The sequence below is a fragment of the Streptomyces sp. NPDC046900 genome, from assembly GCF_040644975.1.
In the GTDB taxonomy this organism is placed as follows: Bacteria; Actinomycetota; Actinomycetes; order Streptomycetales; family Streptomycetaceae; genus Streptomyces.
The window spans coordinates 15,366-33,835 of the sequence record NZ_JBEYXD010000028.1 but is presented as its reverse complement, the minus strand read 5'-3'; the positions used below and the strand labels follow the sequence as shown (position 1 = coordinate 33,835).

14 protein-coding genes, 2 tRNA genes and 1 riboswitch are annotated in these 18,470 nt (G+C 71.2%); of the genes, 11 read left to right on the top strand and 5 right to left on the bottom strand.

Annotated features, from left to right (window positions below):
- Positions 1-51 precede the first annotated feature (51 nt).
- The 6 genes from ABZ904_RS25425 (at position 52) to ABZ904_RS25400 (ending at position 7,670) form a co-directional block, all read left to right on the top strand.
- On the top strand, positions 52-402 hold the full coding sequence (locus ABZ904_RS25425) for a metallopeptidase family protein (RefSeq protein ID WP_359397560.1): 351 nt from the start codon (positions 52-54) through the stop codon (positions 400-402).
- A gap of 139 nt (positions 403-541) precedes the next feature.
- The gene (locus tag ABZ904_RS25420) at positions 542-1,075 is read left to right on the top strand and encodes a hypothetical protein (protein WP_361825618.1); all 534 of its coding nucleotides are present in this window, start codon (positions 542-544) and stop codon (positions 1,073-1,075) included.
- 250 nt (positions 1,076-1,325) lie between these two features.
- Positions 1,326-3,473 (top strand): DEAD/DEAH box helicase, encoded by a 2,148-nt coding sequence (locus ABZ904_RS25415; protein WP_359397512.1) that lies wholly within the window; start codon positions 1,326-1,328, stop codon positions 3,471-3,473.
- Between the two features lie 249 nt (positions 3,474-3,722).
- The gene (locus ABZ904_RS25410; protein WP_359397514.1) at positions 3,723-5,852 is read left to right on the top strand and encodes an FG-GAP-like repeat-containing protein; all 2,130 of its coding nucleotides are present in this window, start codon (positions 3,723-3,725) and stop codon (positions 5,850-5,852) included.
- 61 nt (positions 5,853-5,913) lie between these two features.
- Positions 5,914-7,479: an amino acid permease gene (locus tag ABZ904_RS25405; RefSeq protein WP_359397516.1), complete on the top strand. Its 1,566-nt coding sequence runs from the start codon at positions 5,914-5,916 to the stop codon at positions 7,477-7,479.
- A gap of 118 nt (positions 7,480-7,597) precedes the next feature.
- A tRNA-Lys gene (locus tag ABZ904_RS25400) sits at positions 7,598-7,670 on the top strand.
- 254 nt (positions 7,671-7,924) lie between these two features.
- Here the strand turns inward: ABZ904_RS25400 and ribA are convergent.
- Both ribA and ABZ904_RS25390 read right to left on the bottom strand, forming a co-directional pair.
- Positions 7,925-8,602, bottom strand: a complete 678-nt coding sequence (gene ribA / locus ABZ904_RS25395) for a GTP cyclohydrolase II (RefSeq protein WP_359397518.1) — start codon at positions 8,600-8,602, stop codon at positions 7,925-7,927.
- 223 nt (positions 8,603-8,825) lie between these two features.
- The gene (locus ABZ904_RS25390) at positions 8,826-9,335 is read right to left on the bottom strand and encodes a MarR family transcriptional regulator (RefSeq protein WP_360999119.1); all 510 of its coding nucleotides are present in this window, start codon (positions 9,333-9,335) and stop codon (positions 8,826-8,828) included.
- A 112-nt stretch (positions 9,336-9,447) separates the two neighbouring features.
- Between ABZ904_RS25390 and ABZ904_RS25385 the strand changes: the two genes are divergently transcribed.
- The 5 genes from ABZ904_RS25385 to ABZ904_RS25365 all read left to right on the top strand — a co-directional run bounded on the left by ABZ904_RS25385 (position 9,448) and on the right by ABZ904_RS25365 (position 14,700).
- Positions 9,448-10,596, top strand: coding sequence for a dihydrofolate reductase family protein (locus tag ABZ904_RS25385; protein ID WP_359397523.1), 1,149 nt, complete (start codon positions 9,448-9,450; stop codon positions 10,594-10,596).
- 107 nt (positions 10,597-10,703) lie between these two features.
- A tRNA-Met gene (locus tag ABZ904_RS25380) sits at positions 10,704-10,777 on the top strand.
- 145 nt (positions 10,778-10,922) lie between these two features.
- Positions 10,923-12,143, top strand: a complete 1,221-nt coding sequence (locus ABZ904_RS25375) for a PP2C family protein-serine/threonine phosphatase (protein WP_361825615.1) — start codon at positions 10,923-10,925, stop codon at positions 12,141-12,143.
- 228 nt (positions 12,144-12,371) lie between these two features.
- A riboswitch (cyclic di-AMP (ydaO/yuaA leader) is annotated at positions 12,372-12,528 on the top strand.
- 11 nt (positions 12,529-12,539) lie between these two features.
- The gene (locus ABZ904_RS25370; RefSeq protein ID WP_360999114.1) at positions 12,540-13,574 is read left to right on the top strand and encodes a M23 family metallopeptidase; all 1,035 of its coding nucleotides are present in this window, start codon (positions 12,540-12,542) and stop codon (positions 13,572-13,574) included.
- 181 nt (positions 13,575-13,755) lie between these two features.
- Complete coding sequence (locus ABZ904_RS25365) at positions 13,756-14,700, top strand: aldo/keto reductase (RefSeq protein WP_360999112.1); 945 nt, start codon at positions 13,756-13,758, stop codon at positions 14,698-14,700.
- Between the two features lie 60 nt (positions 14,701-14,760).
- Here the strand turns inward: ABZ904_RS25365 and ABZ904_RS25360 are convergent, their stop codons facing one another.
- The 3 genes from ABZ904_RS25360 to lhgO all read right to left on the bottom strand — a co-directional run bounded on the left by ABZ904_RS25360 (position 14,761) and on the right by lhgO (position 18,409).
- A complete protein-coding gene (locus tag ABZ904_RS25360) occupies positions 14,761-16,101 on the bottom strand; it encodes a PrsW family intramembrane metalloprotease (RefSeq protein WP_360999110.1) in 1,341 nt (446 codons plus the stop codon).
- A 62-nt stretch (positions 16,102-16,163) separates the two neighbouring features.
- Positions 16,164-17,024 carry a tRNA (guanosine(46)-N7)-methyltransferase TrmB gene (gene trmB / locus ABZ904_RS25355; RefSeq protein WP_359397536.1) on the bottom strand — a complete coding sequence of 287 codons (861 nt, stop codon included), beginning with the start codon at positions 17,022-17,024 and terminating at the stop codon, positions 16,164-16,166.
- Positions 17,025-17,191: 167 nt separating this feature from the next.
- Positions 17,192-18,409, bottom strand: coding sequence for an L-2-hydroxyglutarate oxidase (gene lhgO, locus ABZ904_RS25350; protein ID WP_359397562.1), 1,218 nt, complete (start codon positions 18,407-18,409; stop codon positions 17,192-17,194).
- Positions 18,410-18,470 lie beyond the last annotated feature (61 nt).

The window sequence follows — 18,470 nt, the reverse complement described above, 5'->3', positions numbered from 1 at the left end:
CAGCACGGCTCCCGGCTCTCCTATGGCGGTGTCGTACCGGACAATGGCCTTGTGCTGGAGATGACGCGTGAGGAGTTCGAGGAACTGGTCGCCGAGGCGCTCGACCGGATTCCGCCGGAGTTGACGCGGCTGATGGACAACGTGGCGGTGTTCGTGGAGGACGAGCCGTCCGCGGACGACCCCGAGCTGCTCGGGGTGTACGAGGGCACTCCGCTGACGGAGCGCGGCGAGTGGTACGCGGGGGTGCTGCCGGACCGGATCACGATCTATCGGGGGCCGACTCTGCGTATCTGCGACACACGCGAGGACGTGGTGGCCGAGACCGAAGTGACCGTGGTCCATGAGATCGCGCACCACTTCGGAATCGACGACGCCCGCTTGCACGCACTCGGGTACGGGTGACGGCGGCTGGGCCCGCGGTGCCAAGGGGGCGTGACGTTGTCGCCGCAGGGCGCGTGTCCTCCCGCGGGCGAAGGGAGTTGGGTAGGGGGACTCCTCGCCCCTTCCCGGCAGGGAGACCCCTACCGGAGGGTGGCTGCCCGTGCGCGCCTGTTACGTACCCGTCCGCCTGGTCGCCACGGCGCTGGCCGTCGCCGCGGCCGCCGGCTGTATGAGCGTGGGGGACGACGCCGGCAGCCCCTCCCCGTCGCACTCCACAGGACGGCACGGCGGGGCCGCGCTGGACGGCGGGACGGTGGTGGGCGAGGGCGTCGGCGGAGGCCGGGGCGGGGCGGCGGTCAAGGGCGGCAAGCACGAGCCGGACGCATCGGCGTCCGGTACCTCCGCCTCGCCTTCCGCGTCGGAATCCAGGAAGGGCGCCAAGGGCAAGGGCGACCAGCCGACCGCCAAGGGGACGTCGAAGAACGGCGACGGGGGTGACGGGGGCGTGCCGCCCGCACCGACGAACGGGGAGCCCAGCTCCACGGACACACCGCCGGATCCCCCGCCGCCGAGCCAGCCGGATCCGCCGTCGCCGACGCCGACCACCGCCGAGCCGTCGTCCTCGGCGCACGAGCAGACCACGCAGCTGATGCAGCGCGAACCGGCGCCCCAGGCGGGGGCTCCGGCCGTTTAGCCGCCGAACAGGTGAGGCGGAGCAGCCGTGTGGTGAGTGTCACCCGGGATGCGCGATGCTTGGTTTGCGTTCGGCGGGTGCGAGTGCGTATGGTGGTAGATCGTTTGATCCCATTTGCCCGGCGCCAACAGGACGCGCCGCGTGTGGCGCGTACTCTCCCTTGCCGTGGCCGGACCGCATAGAGGCGGTCGATTGCGACTTCACGGATGTTTGGGCGCGTGCCGTGAACTCCGGAAGGTTCGCATTTCGCATGTCTTTTGCCAGTACTGACCACGTTGTCGTGTCCGAGGACACCCAGGACCAGGACACCGCTCCCGAGGTCACCTTCGGGGACCTCGGTCTCCCCGAGGGCATCGTCCGCAAGCTCGCCCAGAACGGCGTCACCGTCCCCTTCCCGATCCAGGCCGCGACCATCCCGGACGCCCTGGCCGGCAAGGACATCCTCGGCCGTGGCCGGACCGGCTCCGGCAAGACTCTCTCCTTCGGTCTGCCCACCCTGGCCACGCTGGCCGGCGGCCACACCGAGAAGAAGAGGCCGCGGGCGGTCATCCTCACCCCGACGCGTGAGCTCGCCATGCAGGTGGCGGACGCCCTTCAGCCCTACGGCGACGTCCTCGGGCTGAAGATGAAGGTCGTCTGCGGCGGTACCTCCATGGGCAACCAGATCTACGCCCTCGAGCGCGGCGTCGACATCCTCGTCGCCACTCCGGGCCGACTGCGCGACATCATCAACCGTGGTGCCTGCTCCCTCGAGGACGTGCAGATCGCGGTGCTCGACGAGGCCGACCAGATGTCCGACCTGGGCTTCCTGCCCGAGGTCACCGAGCTGCTCGACCAGGTGCCGGCCGACGGCCAGCGCATGCTGTTCTCCGCGACCATGGAGAACGAGATCCAGACTCTCGTGGAGCGCTACCTCCACGAGCCGGTGAGCCACGAGGTCGACGCCGCCCAGGGCGCCGTGACGACCATGTCGCACCACATCCTCATCGTGAAGCCCAAGGACAAGGCCCCGGTCACCGCCGCCATCGCCTCCCGCAAGGGGCGGACCATCATCTTCGTGCGCACGCAGCTCGGCGCCGACCGGGTCGCCGAACAGCTGCGCGAGGCCGGTGCCAAGGCGGACGCGCTGCACGGCGGCATGACCCAGGGCGCGCGCACCCGGACGCTGGCGGACTTCAAGGACGGGTACGTGAACGTCCTCGTCGCCACGGACGTCGCGGCCCGCGGCATCCACGTCGACGGCATCGACCTCGTCCTCAACGTGGACCCCGCCGGCGACCACAAGGACTATCTGCACCGTGCCGGGCGTACGGCCCGCGCCGGCCGTACGGGCACGGTGGTCTCTCTCGCCCTGCCGCACCAGCGCCGCACGATCTTCCGGCTGATGGAGGACGCGGGTGTCGACGCCTCGCGCCACATCATCCAGGGCGGCGCCGTGTTCGACCCCGAGGTCGCCGAGATCACCGGTGCCCGGTCCATGACCGAGCTCCAGGCCGAGTCCGCCGGGACCGCCGCGCAGCAGGCCGAGCGTGAGGTGGCCCAGCTGGCCAAGCAGCTGGAGCGGGCCACGCGGCGCGCGGCCGAACTGCGCGAGGAGGCCGACCGGCTGCTCGCCCGCGCGGCGCGCGAGCGGGGCGAGGACCCGGAGGCGGCGATCGCGGCGGCCGAGGAGAACCCGGCGGCTTCCGAGGCCGGCGAGGCGCCGGTGGCGGAGATCTTCGTTCCGGAGCAGCCGACGGCTCAGGACGCCGAGCGGGTCGAGCGCACCGACGTGACCGAGCGCGGGGAGCGTACGTCCGGTTCGTCGTCGTACGAGCGTCGCGACCGCCGGGACGACCGGGGCGGCTTCAACCGCGACCGTGACCGTGGTTTCGACCGTCGGGACGGGGACCGTGGTGGCCGTTCGTTCGAGCGGCGTGATGATCGTGGCGGCTTCCGTCGCGACAACGACCGTGACCGTCGCCCCTTCGACCGCGACCGCCGGGACGACCGGGGCGGCTTCAACCGCGACCGGGACCGTGGTTTCGACCGTCGGGACGGGGACCGTGGTGGCCGTTCGTTCGAGCGGCGTGACGACCGTGGCGGCTTCCGTCGCGACAACGACCGTGACCGTCGCCCCCTCGACCGCGACCGCCGGGACAACGACCAGCGTTCGTTCGAGCGGCGTGACGACCGTGGCGGCTTCCGCCGCGACAACGACCGGCGTTCGTTCGACCGGCGCGACGACCGCGGCGGACACCGCAGCGGCGACCGCCCGTTCAACCGCGACCGCCAGGGCGACCGGCCCGGGTACCGCTCCGGCACCCATGACCGCCCGTACGGCCGTCGTGACGACCACCGCGGCACCGGCTCCTTCGGCCGCCGCGACGACAAGCCGCGCTGGAAGCGCAACGGCTGACGCCGGGTCACCGACCGGCGGAGGGCCCGCACGACTCAGGTCGTGCGGGCCCTTCCGCGTTTCCGGGAGACGCGACACACGTTCACTTTTTCGCTTCCTTTACCTGTGAGGCGGTTGTTAACATCCCTCGACTTGGCATGGAGCGGTGCGGCCGGGGGGATTCGCGCGGCCGTGCACCGGGTCGGGGGGAACGGCCCCGGGCCGCCATGCCGTTCTCGCTTCCCTGGGGAGGGACCCTTGGTTCGGCGTGTGAACGCACGCTCTTCGGCGACCCGGCGTGGCCGGATCGCCCTCACTCTCGCGAGCCTGGCGGCTCTGGGCGCCGGCTCGCTGACCACCGCGGGACCGGTCGCAGCGGACACCACTCCCACACCCGTCCAGACCGACGGCGTGTGGGGCATCGACTACGCGGGCGGCTTCCTGACCACCGTGGAGAACACCCCGAGCGGTGATCAGTTCGTGATCGGCCGTCGGATTTCGGCCGACGGCTCGACGGTGCTGCAGAGGACCACTCGCGGGTACGCCGGCACCTTCGCCGTCGGCAGCCATGCGCAGCGCGTGCCGTGCGACGCGGACGGCTCGGGCTGCGTGCCGATGCGCTCCTTCGGCAACTCGTACGTCGGCTACTTCATGGACGACGGCACGGGCAAGCTGACCGCCCACATCGCCCTGGACGAGAACTCGTCCAACGGGGCGGCGGAACCGGTCGTCACCGGCGCGAGGCTCGTCGACGCCACCGGCCGCTACTACGTGTACCAGGCGACCTCGACCGGCAAGCAGTACGTCGACGCCGTGCAGGGGTACTACCACCACCCCGTCCGGCTGACGCGCTCCATCACGGCCGCCTCCCTCTGGGGCCAGGCGCTGTGGGCACCCGGCTCGGGCAACGGTGTGGTCACCGCCTACGACCTGGAGAAGGGCAAGACGGTCCAGACCGTCGCCACCGGCGCGCCGTGCACGGTCAAGGAACTCCAGGTCATCGGCCGCTGGATCTACTGGAACTGCGGCCCCACCGGTGCCGCGGGCGTGTACGACCGGACGGCGAAGAAGAACATCACCGTCCCCTCGGGCCCCGTGCTCGTCGGCGACGGCTACCTCGTCCAGCACGACCGGAGCGCCGGCAAGCTCATGCTGACGGACTACCACTCCGGTACGGCCGCGCCCGCGCGCGCCGTCGCCGACCTCCCTGCGGGGAACACCGCGGACCAGCGACGGCTGACCTGGACGGTGGACAAGTTCGGCGGCGACATCGCCTATGTCGACCAGGACCACATGATCCGGATCGTGCAGAGCGGGGTCCCGACGCAGCCGCTCGCCGCGATGGAGTCCGAGATGGACGACGAACTGGCGAGCGCCAAGGACGACTCCTGGAAGAGCACCTGGCAGCTCACCAAGCCGGCCACCTGGACCTTCAGGGTGAAGGACTCCATCGGCCGGACCGTGCGCACTCTCACCGGCAGCGGCACCGACATCGACGTCGACTGGAACGGGAAGACGGACTCGGGTACGTACGCGTACAACGGCAAGTACACCTGGACGCTGACCGCCACGGCCGCCGACGGCGGGGGCATGTACACCTCGGGCGGCACCATCGCGCTGAGCGGCGGTCGGCAGGCTTTCCACGACCAGGGTGGCTACAGCTACGGCGAACTCGTCACCCTTGGTTCCAACGGCGCCCTGACGCTGCACTACACCGAGGGGAAGGGAACCTTCGACTGGAAGCGTTCGGCCTCCGGCTGGCCGGCCGGGACCGTCGCCGTTCCGTTCGGCGACATGGGTACCGACCGCTGTGCCGAGATGCTGGTGCGCATGCCGAACGGCGAACTGCGCCGCTACGCCGGCAAGTGCGGCGACCCGTACACGCCGTCGAGCAGCCACACCTCCCTCGGCACTGGCTGGAACCAGTACGACGTGCTGACCTCGCCCGGGGACATCAGCGGTGACGGGCGGGCCGACCTGCTCGCGCGTAACGCGTCGACCGGTGCGGTCTACCTGTACAAGGGCACCAGCACCGGAGGCCTGTCCGCGCGCGTGAAGCTGTACGACAACTGGAAGACGTACAAGAAGGTCGTCGGTGTCGGTGACCTCAACGGCGACGGGATCGGCGACCTGATCGCGCAGGACAAGTCCAACGTCCTGTACCACTACTACGGCACCGGCAAGGGCACCTTCGCGTCCCGGGTCCGGCTCTTCACCAACTGGGGCAACTCCTACAACGTCGTGGTCGGCGTCGGCGACATCACCGGCGACGGCAAGGCGGACATCGTCGCCCGGGACACCGCCGGCAACCTCTACCGCCAGTCCGGCTACGGCAACGGGTCGTTCGCCGCGCGGGTGAAGATCGGCACTGGCTGGCAGCAGTACAAGGGGATTTTCTAGCCCCACTTTTCGGCCACACTGTGACGCATGTCACGCCCCGGGCATGGGCATTGCTGGGGGCATGACATCTCCCTCGCCCATCAGCGCACGTGATCCCTCAGGGAAACCGGGCGCCACCGTGTCCGACGAGGAACGGCTCGCCCAGCTCGGGTACACCCAGGTCCTCGCCCGCCGCATGTCGGCGTTCTCCAACTACGCGGTCTCCTTCACGATCATCTCGGTTCTCTCGGGCTGTCTGACCCTGTACCTGTTCGGCATGAACACGGGCGGCCCGGCCGTGATGACCTGGGGCTGGGTCGCCGTCGGCCTGATGACCCTGTTCGTCGGGCTGTCCATGGCCGAAATCTGCTCGGCGTACCCGACCTCCGCGGGCCTGTACTTCTGGGCCCACCGCCTCGCGCCTCCGCGCTCGGCGGCGGCCTGGGCCTGGTTCACGGGCTGGTTCAACGTGCTGGGCCAGGTGGCGGTGACGGCGGGCATCGACTTCGGGGCCGCGTCCTTCCTCGGCGCCTACCTCAATCTCCAGTTCGGCTTCGAGATCACCCCAGGCCGCACGGTTCTGCTCTTCGCGGCCATCCTGTTCCTGCACGGCCTGCTGAACACCTTCGGCGTGCGCATCGTCGCCTTCCTCAACAACGTCAGCGTGTGGTGGCACGTGCTGGGCGTCGCGGTGATCGTCGGCGCACTGGCGTTCGTACCGGACCACCATCAGTCGGCGTCCTTCGTGTTCACCAAGTTCGTGAACAACACGGGCTGGGGCGGCGGGGTCTACGTCGTCCTGCTGGGTCTGCTGATGGCCCAGTACACCTTCACCGGCTACGACGCCTCCGCCCATATGACGGAGGAGACCCACGACGCGTCGACGGCGGGCCCGAGGGGCATCGTCCGGTCCATCTGGACCTCCTGGATCGCCGGCTTCGTGCTGCTGCTCGGCTTCACCTTCGCCATCCAGTCGTACGACAAGGAGCTCGCCTCACCGACCGGCGCGCCGCCCGCTCAGATCCTGCTGGACGCTCTCGGCGCGACCGCGGGCAAGCTGCTGCTGCTCGTGGTGGTCGGGGCCCAGCTGTTCTGCGGCATGGCGTCGGTGACGGCCAACAGCCGGATGATCTACGCCTTTTCGCGCGACGGCGCGCTGCCGTTCTCGCATGTGTGGCACACGGTCAGCCCGCGCACCCGCACCCCCGTGGCCGCCGTGTGGCTCGCCGCGCTGGGCGCTCTGGTCCTCGGCCTGCCGTACCTGATCAACTACACGGCCTACGCGGCGGTCACCTCGATCGCCGTGATCGGACTGTACGTCGCCTACGTCGTCCCGACCCTGCTGCGGGTGCGCAAGGGCGAGGCGTTCGAACGCGGGCCGTGGCACCTGGGACGCTGGTCGCAGGTGATCGGGGTGGTCTCGGTGGTGTGGGTCGGGGTGATCACGGTTCTCTTCATGCTCCCGCAGGTCTCCCCGGTCACCTGGGAGACCTTCAACTACGCACCGGTGGCTGTCCTGGTGGTGCTCGGTTTCGCGGCGACCTGGTGGTTGGCGTCGGCCCGGCACTGGTTCCTGAATCCGCACCACGAGCGCACCCGCGCGCGGGAGGCGGCGAGGACTGGAACGGTGGAGGTGGTGGACCCCTAGGGACGCGGCGGACGGGCGGGGCCATCCGCAGGATCTCGGCCGCCGGTGTGGCCGGGTCACCGATACCCGATCGGAGTCCCGGCCTCCTCCGGCTATGCTCAGGGAGGCAACATCGCGTGGGCCCTTAGCTCAATTGGCAGAGCAGTGGACTTTTAATCCATTGGTTGTGGGTTCGAGTCCCACAGGGCCTACCCAAGAGCCCCCAGCTCAGAGGCATTCAGAGCTGGGGGCTCGGCCGTTGTCGGAGTCTCCGGCTGACCGGCTGACCGGCTGACCGGCTGACCGGCTGACCGGCTGGGCGCGGGCGCTCATGCACGGCGGACGGCCGTCGGGCTCCCTGCCGTACGCGCCCGGCACGAGCCTGTTCGACTCGTTCGACGGCACGTGCATGAACCCGGCCCACCCGTGGGCGTATCGACCCCGACGCGGGCTCATGGCACCGGCGTCAGCCCGCGGTCAGCTCCGTGAGGGGCAGGGTGTGCTGGGTGTGCACCACCTTCGCGCGGAGATAGCGGACGTTGTGCGCCGTGGTGAAGACGCCCGTCGGGACGTGGTGGGTGACCGTGAGGCCGTGGGAACGCAGCTGGGCCGCCTTGTCGGGGTTGTTGGAGAGCAGGTCCAGGGCGTCGACGCCGAGGGCGCGGAGCATCTGCGCTGCGGCCGTGTAGTCGCGGGCGTCCTCCGGCAGACCGAGCGCGGCGTTGGCCTCGTAGGTGTCCAGGCCCTGGTCCTGGAGGGCGTAGGCGTCGAGCTTGTTGTACAGCCCGATGCCCCGGCCCTCCTGGCGGAGGTAGAGCAGGATGCCGCCCTGGTCGGCGATGCGCTCCACGGCCTCCCGCAGCTGGGGGCCGCAGTCGCAGCGCGCCGAGCCGAAGACGTCGCCGGTCAGGCACTCGGAGTGCAGCCGCACCAGCGGGGGCCGGTCGGCCGGGGGTTTGCCGAGGATCACGGCCACGTGTTCCATGCCGTCGACGAGGCCGTGGAAGGTGACGAGGTCGGCGGTGACCGTGTAACCGTCGCCGAAGCGCAGCGGGACCGTCACGCGGGTGCGCACCGTGGCGGCGGGGACGTCGGTCGGGTTGCTGCTGTCGCTGGGGACGGTGCCTTCGCCAAGCTCGCGCATGTCTGTCGTCCTTCTCCGGTCCTGCGGGTCGGGTGCGGAGGGTGCACCCCATGCTTCAGATTTGAAACACAACCTCGTCGGCAGACTCTAGTCGTGCTTCAAAATTCAAGCAACCTGTTTCGGGCCTGCGGGGCCGGCCATGATTCGGACCTGCTCGGATCCGCGACTCCAGGCCCGCGGGCCTTCGGACCGGTGGTTCAGCGCCTCGGTGAGTGGCTGGGCTTCACGCCGTGGACGAACGCCGGCGCCAGGGCACTCCGCCGCACGGCGACTGCTCGTCGTCGCCCTGGAGCGTGTCGGTGATCCGGGTGCAGATCGCCTCCAGCTGTGCCACCTGCTCGGGCGTGAGCTGGTCGAACACGGCTGCCCGTACCGTCTCGACGTGGCCCGGCGCCGTACGCTCCAGGAGAGCCATGCCGGCGTCCGTCAGGACCGCGGTGCTGCCGCGCTTGTCCGTGGGGCAGCCCTCCCTGCGGACCGAGCCGTCCTTCTCGAGGCGGGTGACCGCGTACGTCAGCCGGCTGCGTGTGATCTTCAGCGTCTCGGCGAGGTCGGTCATCCGCATCTGGTGGCCGGGTGCGTCGGAGAGGTTGGCCAGGACGGAGTAGTACAGGTGCGGCATGCCGGCCTCCTGCTGGAGTTGCCGGTCGATCGTGTCCTCCAGGAGCCACGACGCGGCGAGGTACGCGCGCCAGGCGCGCATCTCCTCGGGGGTGAGCCAGCGGGTCGTCATGCCGCCAGTGTAGTTATTGTTTAAAAGTTGAACCACACATCCCGCCCCCGGTTCCGCCGGACCTCGACCCTCGACCCGGAACCACCGGATCCCGACCACCGGAGCGCAATCCATGGCCCACCCCTACGTCCTGTTGTCCGCGGCCGTCTCCCTCGACGGCTTCCTGGACGACACCGGCCCCCAGCGGCTCCTGCTGTCCGGACCGGAGGACTTCGACCGGGTCGACGAGGTGCGGGCGGCCAGCGACGCCATACTCGTCGGCGCGGGCACGTTGCGCACGGACAACCCGCGGCTGCTGGTCTACTCCGACGAGCGACGCGCGGCCCGGGTCGCCGCAGGGCTGCCGGAGTACCCGCTGAAGGTCACGGTGAGCGCGTCCGGTGCCCTGGACCCGGACGCACTCTTCTGGCACACGGGCGGCGAGAAGGCCGTCTACACGACGGACTCGGGCGCCGAGCGGCTGCGTGGGCTGCTGCCGGCGAACGTGGAGGTGGTCGCTCTGGGGCCGGACGTGGACTGGCGCGCGGTGCTCGCTCATCTCGGGGACGTCAAGGGCGTACGGCGGCTGATGGTCGAGGGCGGCGGGCGCGTGCACACCCAGCTGCTGCGGCAGGGTCTCGCGGACGAGTTGCAGCTCGTCGTCGCTCCGCTGTTCGTGGGCGAACCGGGCGCACCGCGGATGTTCGGGCCGGGCGCCTACCCGCCGGGGCGGATGCGGCTGGTGGAGACGCGGCCGGTCGGGGACGTCGTGCTGCTGCGGTACGTGCCCACGGCGCCCGGCACCGGCGCGCTCGCCTCCGCCGCGGACCGGCGCTGGCTCGAGACGGCCTGCGAGCTCGCCGCGCAGTGCCCGCCGTCCCGCACGGCCTTCAGCGTGGGAGCGGTGGTCGTCGCGGCCGACGGTACGGAGCTGGCGCGCGGGCACTCCCGCGAGGGCGGCGACCCCGTGGTCCACGCCGAGGAGGCGGCCCTGGCGAAGCTGGACCCCGCCGATCCGCGGCTCGCGGACGCCACGGTGTACAGCAGCCTGGAACCGTGCGCCCGCCGCGCCTCCCGGCCCGCGCCGTGCGCCCGGCTGATCCTGGACGCCGGGGTGCGGCGCGTGGTCACCGCCTGGCGTGAGCCGGACACGTTCGTGCAGGCGGCCGACGGGACCGCCGTGCTGACGGAGGCCGGGGCGGACGTGGTGCTCCTGCCGCAGTACGAGGACCTGGCGAAGGCCCCGAACGCGCATCTGCTGTCCCCCTCGACCCGCCCCTGAGACACCTGCCACGACTGCGTGGACGGGCCGGAATGACCTGGTGAAAGCGCGTGGGCGTAAACCCGTGCGCTTCACGTCGCGCGTATGGCTTACACTGGTATCACCGACGCGGGGTGGAGCAGCTCGGTAGCTCGCTGGGCTCATAACCCAGAGGTCGCAGGTTCAAATCCTGTCCCCGCTACTGATGGCCGAGGGCCGGAGTCCGAAAGGGCTCCGGCCCTCGGTGGTTCCTCCGCCCGACGCGTGGCCACCGGTTCGCTCCCGGTCCATACCCCGGCCGGCCCACAGGGGTCGCCCTTCGCTCCCCTTCCGTGAAGCCTGGACGCGTGGTGCAGCAAGCAGGCCCGCTGTGGCTCGAGGAGTCGTACGACGACCACGACCAGCCCGGCGGCCGACCGTCCGGCGAACCCGTGCCGGCCGCCGGTGCCGGGGACGCCCCGTCATCGCGTCGTGCCGAGCGCGAGAACCGTCGTTTCTTCTGCGCGCGTGCGTTCCTGAGCGCCCTGCCCGCCCTGCTCATCGCCGTCGGGACCGGCTACGACTTCCTCGCCCCGTCGGATGTCACGGCCGGCCCGTTGTTCACCGCCGCGCCGCTCGTCGCCGCGCCGCTCTACACGCTGCGCGGCACGGTGCTCACCGGCGTGGCCGCGGTGCTCGCCGTCCTCGCCGTCCACCTCAGGTCCGGCCTTCCCGGGCGGCCCGACGTGGTCACCGAGATGGGCACCGTCGTGACCGTCGCCGTCCTGGCGGTCCTCATCAACCTGCTCGTCCGGCGCAAGAACGAACGCCTCGCCTCCGCCCGGGGGATCGCCGAGGCCGTCCAGCGTGCCGTGCTGCCCGAGCCGGCCCCACGGACCGGCGGGCTGGACGTCGCGGCCCGGTACGAGGCCGCGCAGGCCGGGGCCTTCATCGGCGGCGACCTGTACGCCGTGCAGGACTCCCCGCACGGGGTACGGCTCGTGGTCGGCGACGTGCGGGGCAAGGGCATGGGAGCCGTGGCCGCGGTCGCCGTGGTCATCGGCGCCTTCAGGGAGGCCGCCGAGCAGGAGTCGACCCCGGAGGCGGTCGCCCAGCGTCTGGAGCGGGCGCTGTCGCGCGAGGGCACCCGGCGGGACGGACTCGACGCGTGCGAGGGGTTCACCACCGCGGTCCTCGCCGAGATCCCGCACGGCGGCGGGGTCGTCCGGATCGTCAACCGCGGCCACCCCGCGCCCCTCCTTCTGCTCCCGGACGGCACGGTGCGGGTACTGGAGGCCCGTGAGCCGGCGCTGCCGCTCGGCATGGGAGACCTCGGGGTCTGGCCCGACCGCAGTGAGGAGTGGGAGTTCCCACCCGGGGCGACGCTGCTGCTCTACACCGACGGCGTCTCGGAGGCACGGGACGCGCACGGCGAGTTCTACGATCCCGCCGCCCGGCTCGCCGGCCGCGTCTTCCCCGGCCCCGGCGCACTGCTGGCCGCGGCCACCGAGGAGGTCGCCCGCCACACCGGCTGCCGCGCCACCGACGACATGGCCCTGCTGGCCGTGCGCCGGCCCGAGCGCCCTTGACGGGTGACGCTCGGTGGTCGAGCGGTGCCCCTGCGCATAACAACTGATACACCGTCAACACTTGTGAGGCGCATGAGGCGTGGTCAACTCGCCCGTTTTGGGTCGGTCATGGCATGAAAGTCCTGGCCAAGTACGTCAAGGATCTGTTCAACAGCTTGGAATCCGGGCTCCGCGTCTATTAACGTTCGATAACGCAGCGCGGTCGTCCCAGCCGTCACAAGAGGCGGCTCCGTGCGCATGCCGAATCCCGCAAGGGAACCGGGGAACCATCAACTTGGGGTGAATCGGGCGGATACCGCCGCGGAAGCGCGGCCGGTATACGCGCGTAGGAGACCTTCCTCTCCGAACCCGTCAGCTAACCCGGTAGGCGAGACGGAAGGAAAGGAGTGCGCCCACGTGGCGTCCAACCCGCCTGCCCAGAGCACCTCGTCCGCTCCCAACGCCACTCAGACGTTCGGGTTCGCACCCGGCGCCGAGGAGGGCTCCTGGGAGGAGTGGAACCCCACTGAGGAGTCCCTCCGTCCGGTCCGCGGCCGGCACCGCGTCGGCAAGCAGCGCGGAGGAGGACTCGCACGCAGCTCCACCGTTCTGGGCGTCGGTGTGATGGCCGCCGTCGGCGCGGGCGGCATGGCCACCGCGCAGACCGGCAAACCGCCGGTGTCCATATCCATGCCGGACCTCTCCTCGGTCACCGAATCGGCCAAGGCCCTCATCGGCCAGGACACCGCCGCCCCCAAGGGCTCCGCCACTCCTCTGAGCACCGCGGGTGTCTCCACCGCCGACGCCGCCGCGGGCACCAAGGACGCGGGTGAGGCGCTGCGCACCCGGATCATCCAGCAGGCCGAGGCCCAACAGGACCGGGTCGCCGTCGAGGCCGCCCGGGCCGCCGAGGACGCCGCCGCGCAGAAGGCCGCCGCCGCGGCCAAGAAGGCGCAGGAGGACGCGGCTGCGAAGGCCGCCGCGGACAAGCAGAAGGCCGCGGAAGAGGCCAAGAAGAAGGCCGAGGCGGAACGGCTGGCGGAACTGGCCAAGCAGTTCACGCTGCCGACCTCCTCCTACACCCTCACCTCCCGCTTCGGTGACGCCGGCGCCATGTGGTCCTCCGGGTACCACACGGGCCTCGACTTCGCCGCTCCCACGGGCACGCTCATCAAGGCGATCCACAGCGGCACCATCACGGAGGCCGGCTGGGCCGGATCGTACGGCTACCGCACGATCCTGACCCTCGACGACGGCACGCAGCTGTGGTTCTGCCACCAGTCGTCGATCAACGTCAGCGCGGGCCAGAAGGTCGCCACGGGCGATGTCATCGGCCGCGTGGGCGCGACGGGCAACGTGACCGGGCCGCACCTGCACCTGGAGGTCCACCCGGGCGGCGGCGACGCGATCGACCCGATGGCATGGCTGCAGAGCAGGGGTCTCAACCCCTGACGGTTCGGGCGGGCCCTCCGCGGCCCTCCCTCCCCGGCTCCGGCAGTCCTGACGTAACCCCCCCCACGTCAGGACTGCCGGTCGTGGTCGTCCCGGGTCGGAATACGTCGATCCGGTTGTTTACGCGAATTTTGCGGCGGTTCCGGAAGGCGCCCGTCCGGTACGGGCGTTGGCATTGAGCATGACTTCTCTTCGCAAGCTCGGTTCCTCCGACCTCGAGGTCTTCCCGCTCTCTCTCGGTGGCAACGTCTTCGGCTGGACCGCCGACGAGGCCCAGTCCTTCGCGGTGCTCGACGCCTATGCGGCGGCGGGCGGCAACTTCGTCGACACCGCTGACTCCTACTCGGCCTTCGCCCCGGGCAACAAGGGCGGCGAGTCGGAGACCATCATCGGCAAGTGGGTCAAGGCGCGCGGCAACCGCTCGGACGTCGTCATCGCCACCAAGGTCAGCCAGCACCCGGAGTACCAGGGCCTGCGCGCCGCCAACATCAGGGCGGCGGCCGACGCGTCCCTGCGCCGTCTGGACACGGACTACATCGACCTCTACTACACGCACTTCGACCAGCCCGAGGTGCCCGTGGAGGAGATCATCGGCGCACTGGACGAGCTGGTGAAGGCGGGCAAGGTGCGTGCCATCGCCGCCTCGAACATCTCCCCCGAACGCCTCCAGGAGTCCCTCGACCTCTCCGACCGCGAGAACCTCGCGCGGTACGTGGCACTGCAGCCGCACTACAACCTGGTCTCGCGCGACACGTACGAGGGTGCGCTGGAGGGCGTCGCCTCCCGCGCCGGTCTCGCGGCCGTCCCGTACTACTCCCTCGCGGCCGGATTCCTGACCGGCAAGTACCGGCCGGGTACGACGGTGGACTCGGCGCGTGCGGGGCGGGCCGGCGAGTACCTGAAGTCGGAGCGAGGACTGCGCGTGCTGGCGGCCCTGGACGAGGTCGCGCAGGAGCGGGGCGCGGAGATCGCGACGGTGGCCCTGGCGTGGCTCGCGGGCCGGCCGACGGTGGCGGCCCCGATCGCCTCCGCCCGCACGCTGGAACAGCTGCCGGCCCTGCTGGCGGTGGGGGACCTGACGCTGACGGACGACGAGGCGGCGAAGCTGACGGTGGCGTCGGCGTAAGGGCCGCCCGCCTCCCCCGTCGTCCCCGCGGGTCCGGCGGCGCCGAGCCTTCCGCGACCGCTACGAGCGGTACGGGTTGTAGGTGGGATACGGCGCCGCCGGACCGTAGGGCCCCGGCCAGTACGCCGGGGCGTACCCGTAGATCGGTGGGACCTGCGGTGTCACCACCGGCGGGGCCACCGGTGTCGTGGCCCGCGCGGCGTACGCGAGCGCCGGCCGTGCCACCGACCGCCGCGCCCACAGCTCGTCCAGCAGTTCCCGTTCCCGTACGACGAAATCGGCGTCGGCCCGGCCCCGGCGGCCCCGGTGGCGCAGGAACGCGAGCGAGGTGGCGTACGCCTCGTACCGCGCCACCGAACGTGCCGCGGGCTTCCCGAAGTGGTGGCGTGCGTACTCCCGGGCCAGCCGCCGGGCCCGCATCGAGCCGAGGACGAACGGTTCCACCGGGCCCAGCCAGCCGGTGACCGCGTACACCGGCAGCTCCTCCCGCACGGTCCGCAGCTCCCGCTGCCGCGTCCAGACGACCAGCCAGGTCAGCAGCGCGAACGCGGGCACCATGAACGACGCGTAGACCGCGAAGAACCCGTAGTCGCCGAATGCCGAGGACCCGTTCCACATGGCGTGCATGCCCATCGCGAGCAGCAGCCCGATCAGCGGCAGCAGGACCCGGCGCAGCTGCTTGCGCTCCGAGGTGAGGGCGGCGATGCCGAAGCCGATGCCGGTGAGCACGGTGAACAGGGGATGGGCGAAGGGGGACATCACCACGCGGACGAAGAAGGTCGCGGCGGTCACGGACGCGAGCCCCCGCTGCCCGCTCAGCTCGTCCGTGCCGAAGGCGGTGCCCAGGTAGAGGATGTTCTCGGTGAAGGCGAAGCCGGTCGCGGTGACCCCGGCGATCACCACGCCGTCGACGATCCCGGTGAAGTCCCGTCTGCGGAAGAGGAAGACCAGCAGCACGGCCGCGGCCTTCGCGGACTCCTCGACGACGGGCGCTATGACGGTCGCACCGAGGGTGTCGGCGCCGTGCGGGTCGGCGGTGGCGGTCGCTATCCATTTGGTCGCGAAGCTGTTCGCGACGATCGCGATGAGCGCGGCCGCGCACGCGCCCCAGGCGAAGGCGAAGAGCAGATTGCGCCACGGCCCTGGTTCGACCCGGTCGAGCCAGCGGAACGCGGCCACGAGCAGGGGCACGGGCAGCACCGCGAGGCCCAGCCCCACCAGGAAGCCCTTGGTGCCGGTCTGCTCCCGTACGAGGGCGAGGATGACGAGCCCGGAGAGCGTCAGCAGTGTGATCGACGCGCCGTAGCGCACCCACCGCCTCTGCCACCAGTGCGGGGGCCCCAGGGTGCCTCCACCGGAGTCGCCGGCCGGATGCGACGGGTACGGGGGAAACGTGGCCACGGCATCGACCCTAACGAGGAAGGGGCGCCGCCCGCGACGGGGCCTGGTGAGGGGCCCGCGGCTCAGTCGCCCGCGGAAGGCTGGTCCCGGTGCTGTACACGCCGGAAGAGCAGGTCGTTCACCACATGACCCTTGTCCAGCCCCTGGCCCTCGAAACGGGTCAGCGGCCGGAAGTCGGGACGGGGCGCGAAACCGCCGTCGGGCTGTGTGTTCTCGAACTCCGGATGTGCGGTGAGTTCCTCGAGCATTTGTTCGGCGTACGGTTCCCAGTCCGTCGCACAGTGCACCAGCCCGCCGGGCCTGAGGCGGGTGGCGGCGAGTGCGAGGAACTCGGGCTGGATGAGGCGCCGCTTGTGGTGGCGCTTCTTGGGCCAGGGGTCGGGGAAGTAGACGCGCAGCCCGTCGAGCGAGGCGGGCGCCAGCATCTCGCGAAGCAGGATGATCGCGTCGCCGTTGCCCACCCGGACGTTGGTCAGCCCGCCTCGGTCGGCGAGACTCAGCAGGTTGCCCTGGCCGGGGGTGTGCACGTCGACGGCCAGGATGTTGGTGGCCGGGTCCGCCGCGGCCATCCGCGCGGTGGCCTCGCCCATGCCGAAGCCGATCTCGAGCACGACGGGGTTCGTGTTCCCGAACAGCTCCGCGAGATCGACGATCCGCTGCCCGTCGATGTCCAGCCCCCAAGCGGGCCACAACCGCTGCAGCGCGTCCGCCTGCCCGGCCGTCACCCGGCTGCGCCGTGGCTGGAAACTGCGGATCCGGCGCTCGAAGTGCGACCCGGCCGGATCGGCCATCGGCCCGTCGGGGAAGCGCGGCTCGCCCTTGGCCCGGGCAGGCCGAGGGGACGCTCCGGCGGCAGGGGTGAGAGGTCCGCAGGGGGCGATGACGTGGTGGTCTTCGGAAGCGAAGTCGATGGACTCAGACACAGTGGGACCAATTTTACGGGCCGATGCGGCCCGGTCGGTCGAGTCCGTCCACGGCCGCGGGCGATCGTGCCGTCCGGTGCACATGAGGGCAGGCGTGGGCGCCGTGGCGGCACCCGCGAGCACGGGCCCGTGAACCGGACCGCCGTCCGGGCTCGGCGCCGGGCGGCTCACCCCTGGTCCAGCCCGGCCAGCACCCGCCGTGCCACCTCCCGGCCGATCGGCAGCGAAGCGGTGGCGGCGGGCGACGGAGCGTTCAGCACATGGACCGTCCGCGCGCCCTCACGGATCAGGAAGTCGTCCACCAGCGTCCCGTCCCGCAGCACGGCCTGCGCCCGCACCCCGGCCGCGGTCCGTACGAGGTCGTCCTCGCCGACACCCGGCAGCAGTCTGCGCACGGCCCGGGTGAACGCCGCCTTCGACACCGACCGCCGCAGCTCCCCCGCCCCGTAGCGCCAGTGCCGCCTGGCCATCCGCCACGCGCCCGGCCAGGCCACCGTCCCGCCCAGCTCCCGCGGCTGCACGACCCCCCAGCCGTACCCCTCGCGCGCCAGCGCAGGCACCGCGTTCGGCCCGATGTGCACCTCTCCGTCGATCCCGCGTGTCAGATGCACCCCGAGGAACGGAAACGCCGGGTCCGGCACCGGGTACACCAGGCCGCGCACCAGCTCGGGCCGCCGCAGCGTGTAGTACTCGCCCCGGAAGGGCACGATGCGCATGCCCGGGTCGTCACCGGTCAGCCGGGCCACCTCGTCACAGTGCAGCCCGGCGCAGTTGACCAGAACGCGTGCGCGAAGGACCGTTCCGTCGTCTGTGCGCGCCGCGACCCCGAGGGAAGGGCGCCGGTCGATCTGCACCACCTGCGCGCCGTACCGGATCTCCGCCCCCGACGCCTCGCCCAGCTGCCGGGCGACCGCCACGTAGTCGCAGATCCCGGTCGTGCCCACATGGATGGCCGCAAGGCCCTGCACCTCCGGCTCGTACTCCGAGATCTGGGCGGCGCCCAGCTCCCGCACCGGAATGCCGTTCTCCCGGCCGCGCTGGATCAGTCCGTGCAGACGCGGTAGCTCCTCCCGCTCGGTGGCGACGATCAGCTTGCCCGTCACGGCGTGCGCGATGTCGTACTCCGCGCAGAACTTGACCATCTCGGCGGCGCCCCGCACCGCGTACTGCGCCTTGAGGGAGCCGGGGCGGTAGTAGATCCCGCTGTGGATGACCCCGCTGTTGCGCCCCGTCTGGTGGCGGGCCGGGCCCGGCTCCTTCTCCAGGACCGTCACCCGCGTGCCCGGAGCGGCACGTGTGATCGCATAGGCCGTCGACAGGCCGACGATTCCGCCTCCGATCACCAGCACGTCGCAGTCATAGGCGATCTCCCGCACCTGCTTCACCTCCCGGTCTTCGATAGTGCACTGCGCCACTGACAATGCCCTCAAACCCGGGAGACGCCCG

Bases quoted from the DNA above. Each gene is read 5' to 3' on its own strand.
- ABZ904_RS25415 (WP_359397512.1), top strand. From the start codon at position 1,326: ATGTCTTTTGCCAGTACTGACCACGTTGTCGTGTCCGAGGACACCCAG.
- ABZ904_RS25405 (WP_359397516.1), top strand. From the start codon at position 5,914: ATGACATCTCCCTCGCCCATCAGCGCACGTGATCCCTCAGGGAAACCG.
- ribA (WP_359397518.1), bottom strand. From the start codon at position 8,602: ATGCGCGAGCTTGGCGAAGGCACCGTCCCCAGCGACAGCAGCAACCCG.
- ABZ904_RS25390 (WP_360999119.1), bottom strand. From the start codon at position 9,335: ATGACGACCCGCTGGCTCACCCCCGAGGAGATGCGCGCCTGGCGCGCG.
- ABZ904_RS25385 (WP_359397523.1), top strand. From the start codon at position 9,448: ATGGCCCACCCCTACGTCCTGTTGTCCGCGGCCGTCTCCCTCGACGGC.
- ABZ904_RS25365 (WP_360999112.1), top strand. From the start codon at position 13,756: ATGACTTCTCTTCGCAAGCTCGGTTCCTCCGACCTCGAGGTCTTCCCG.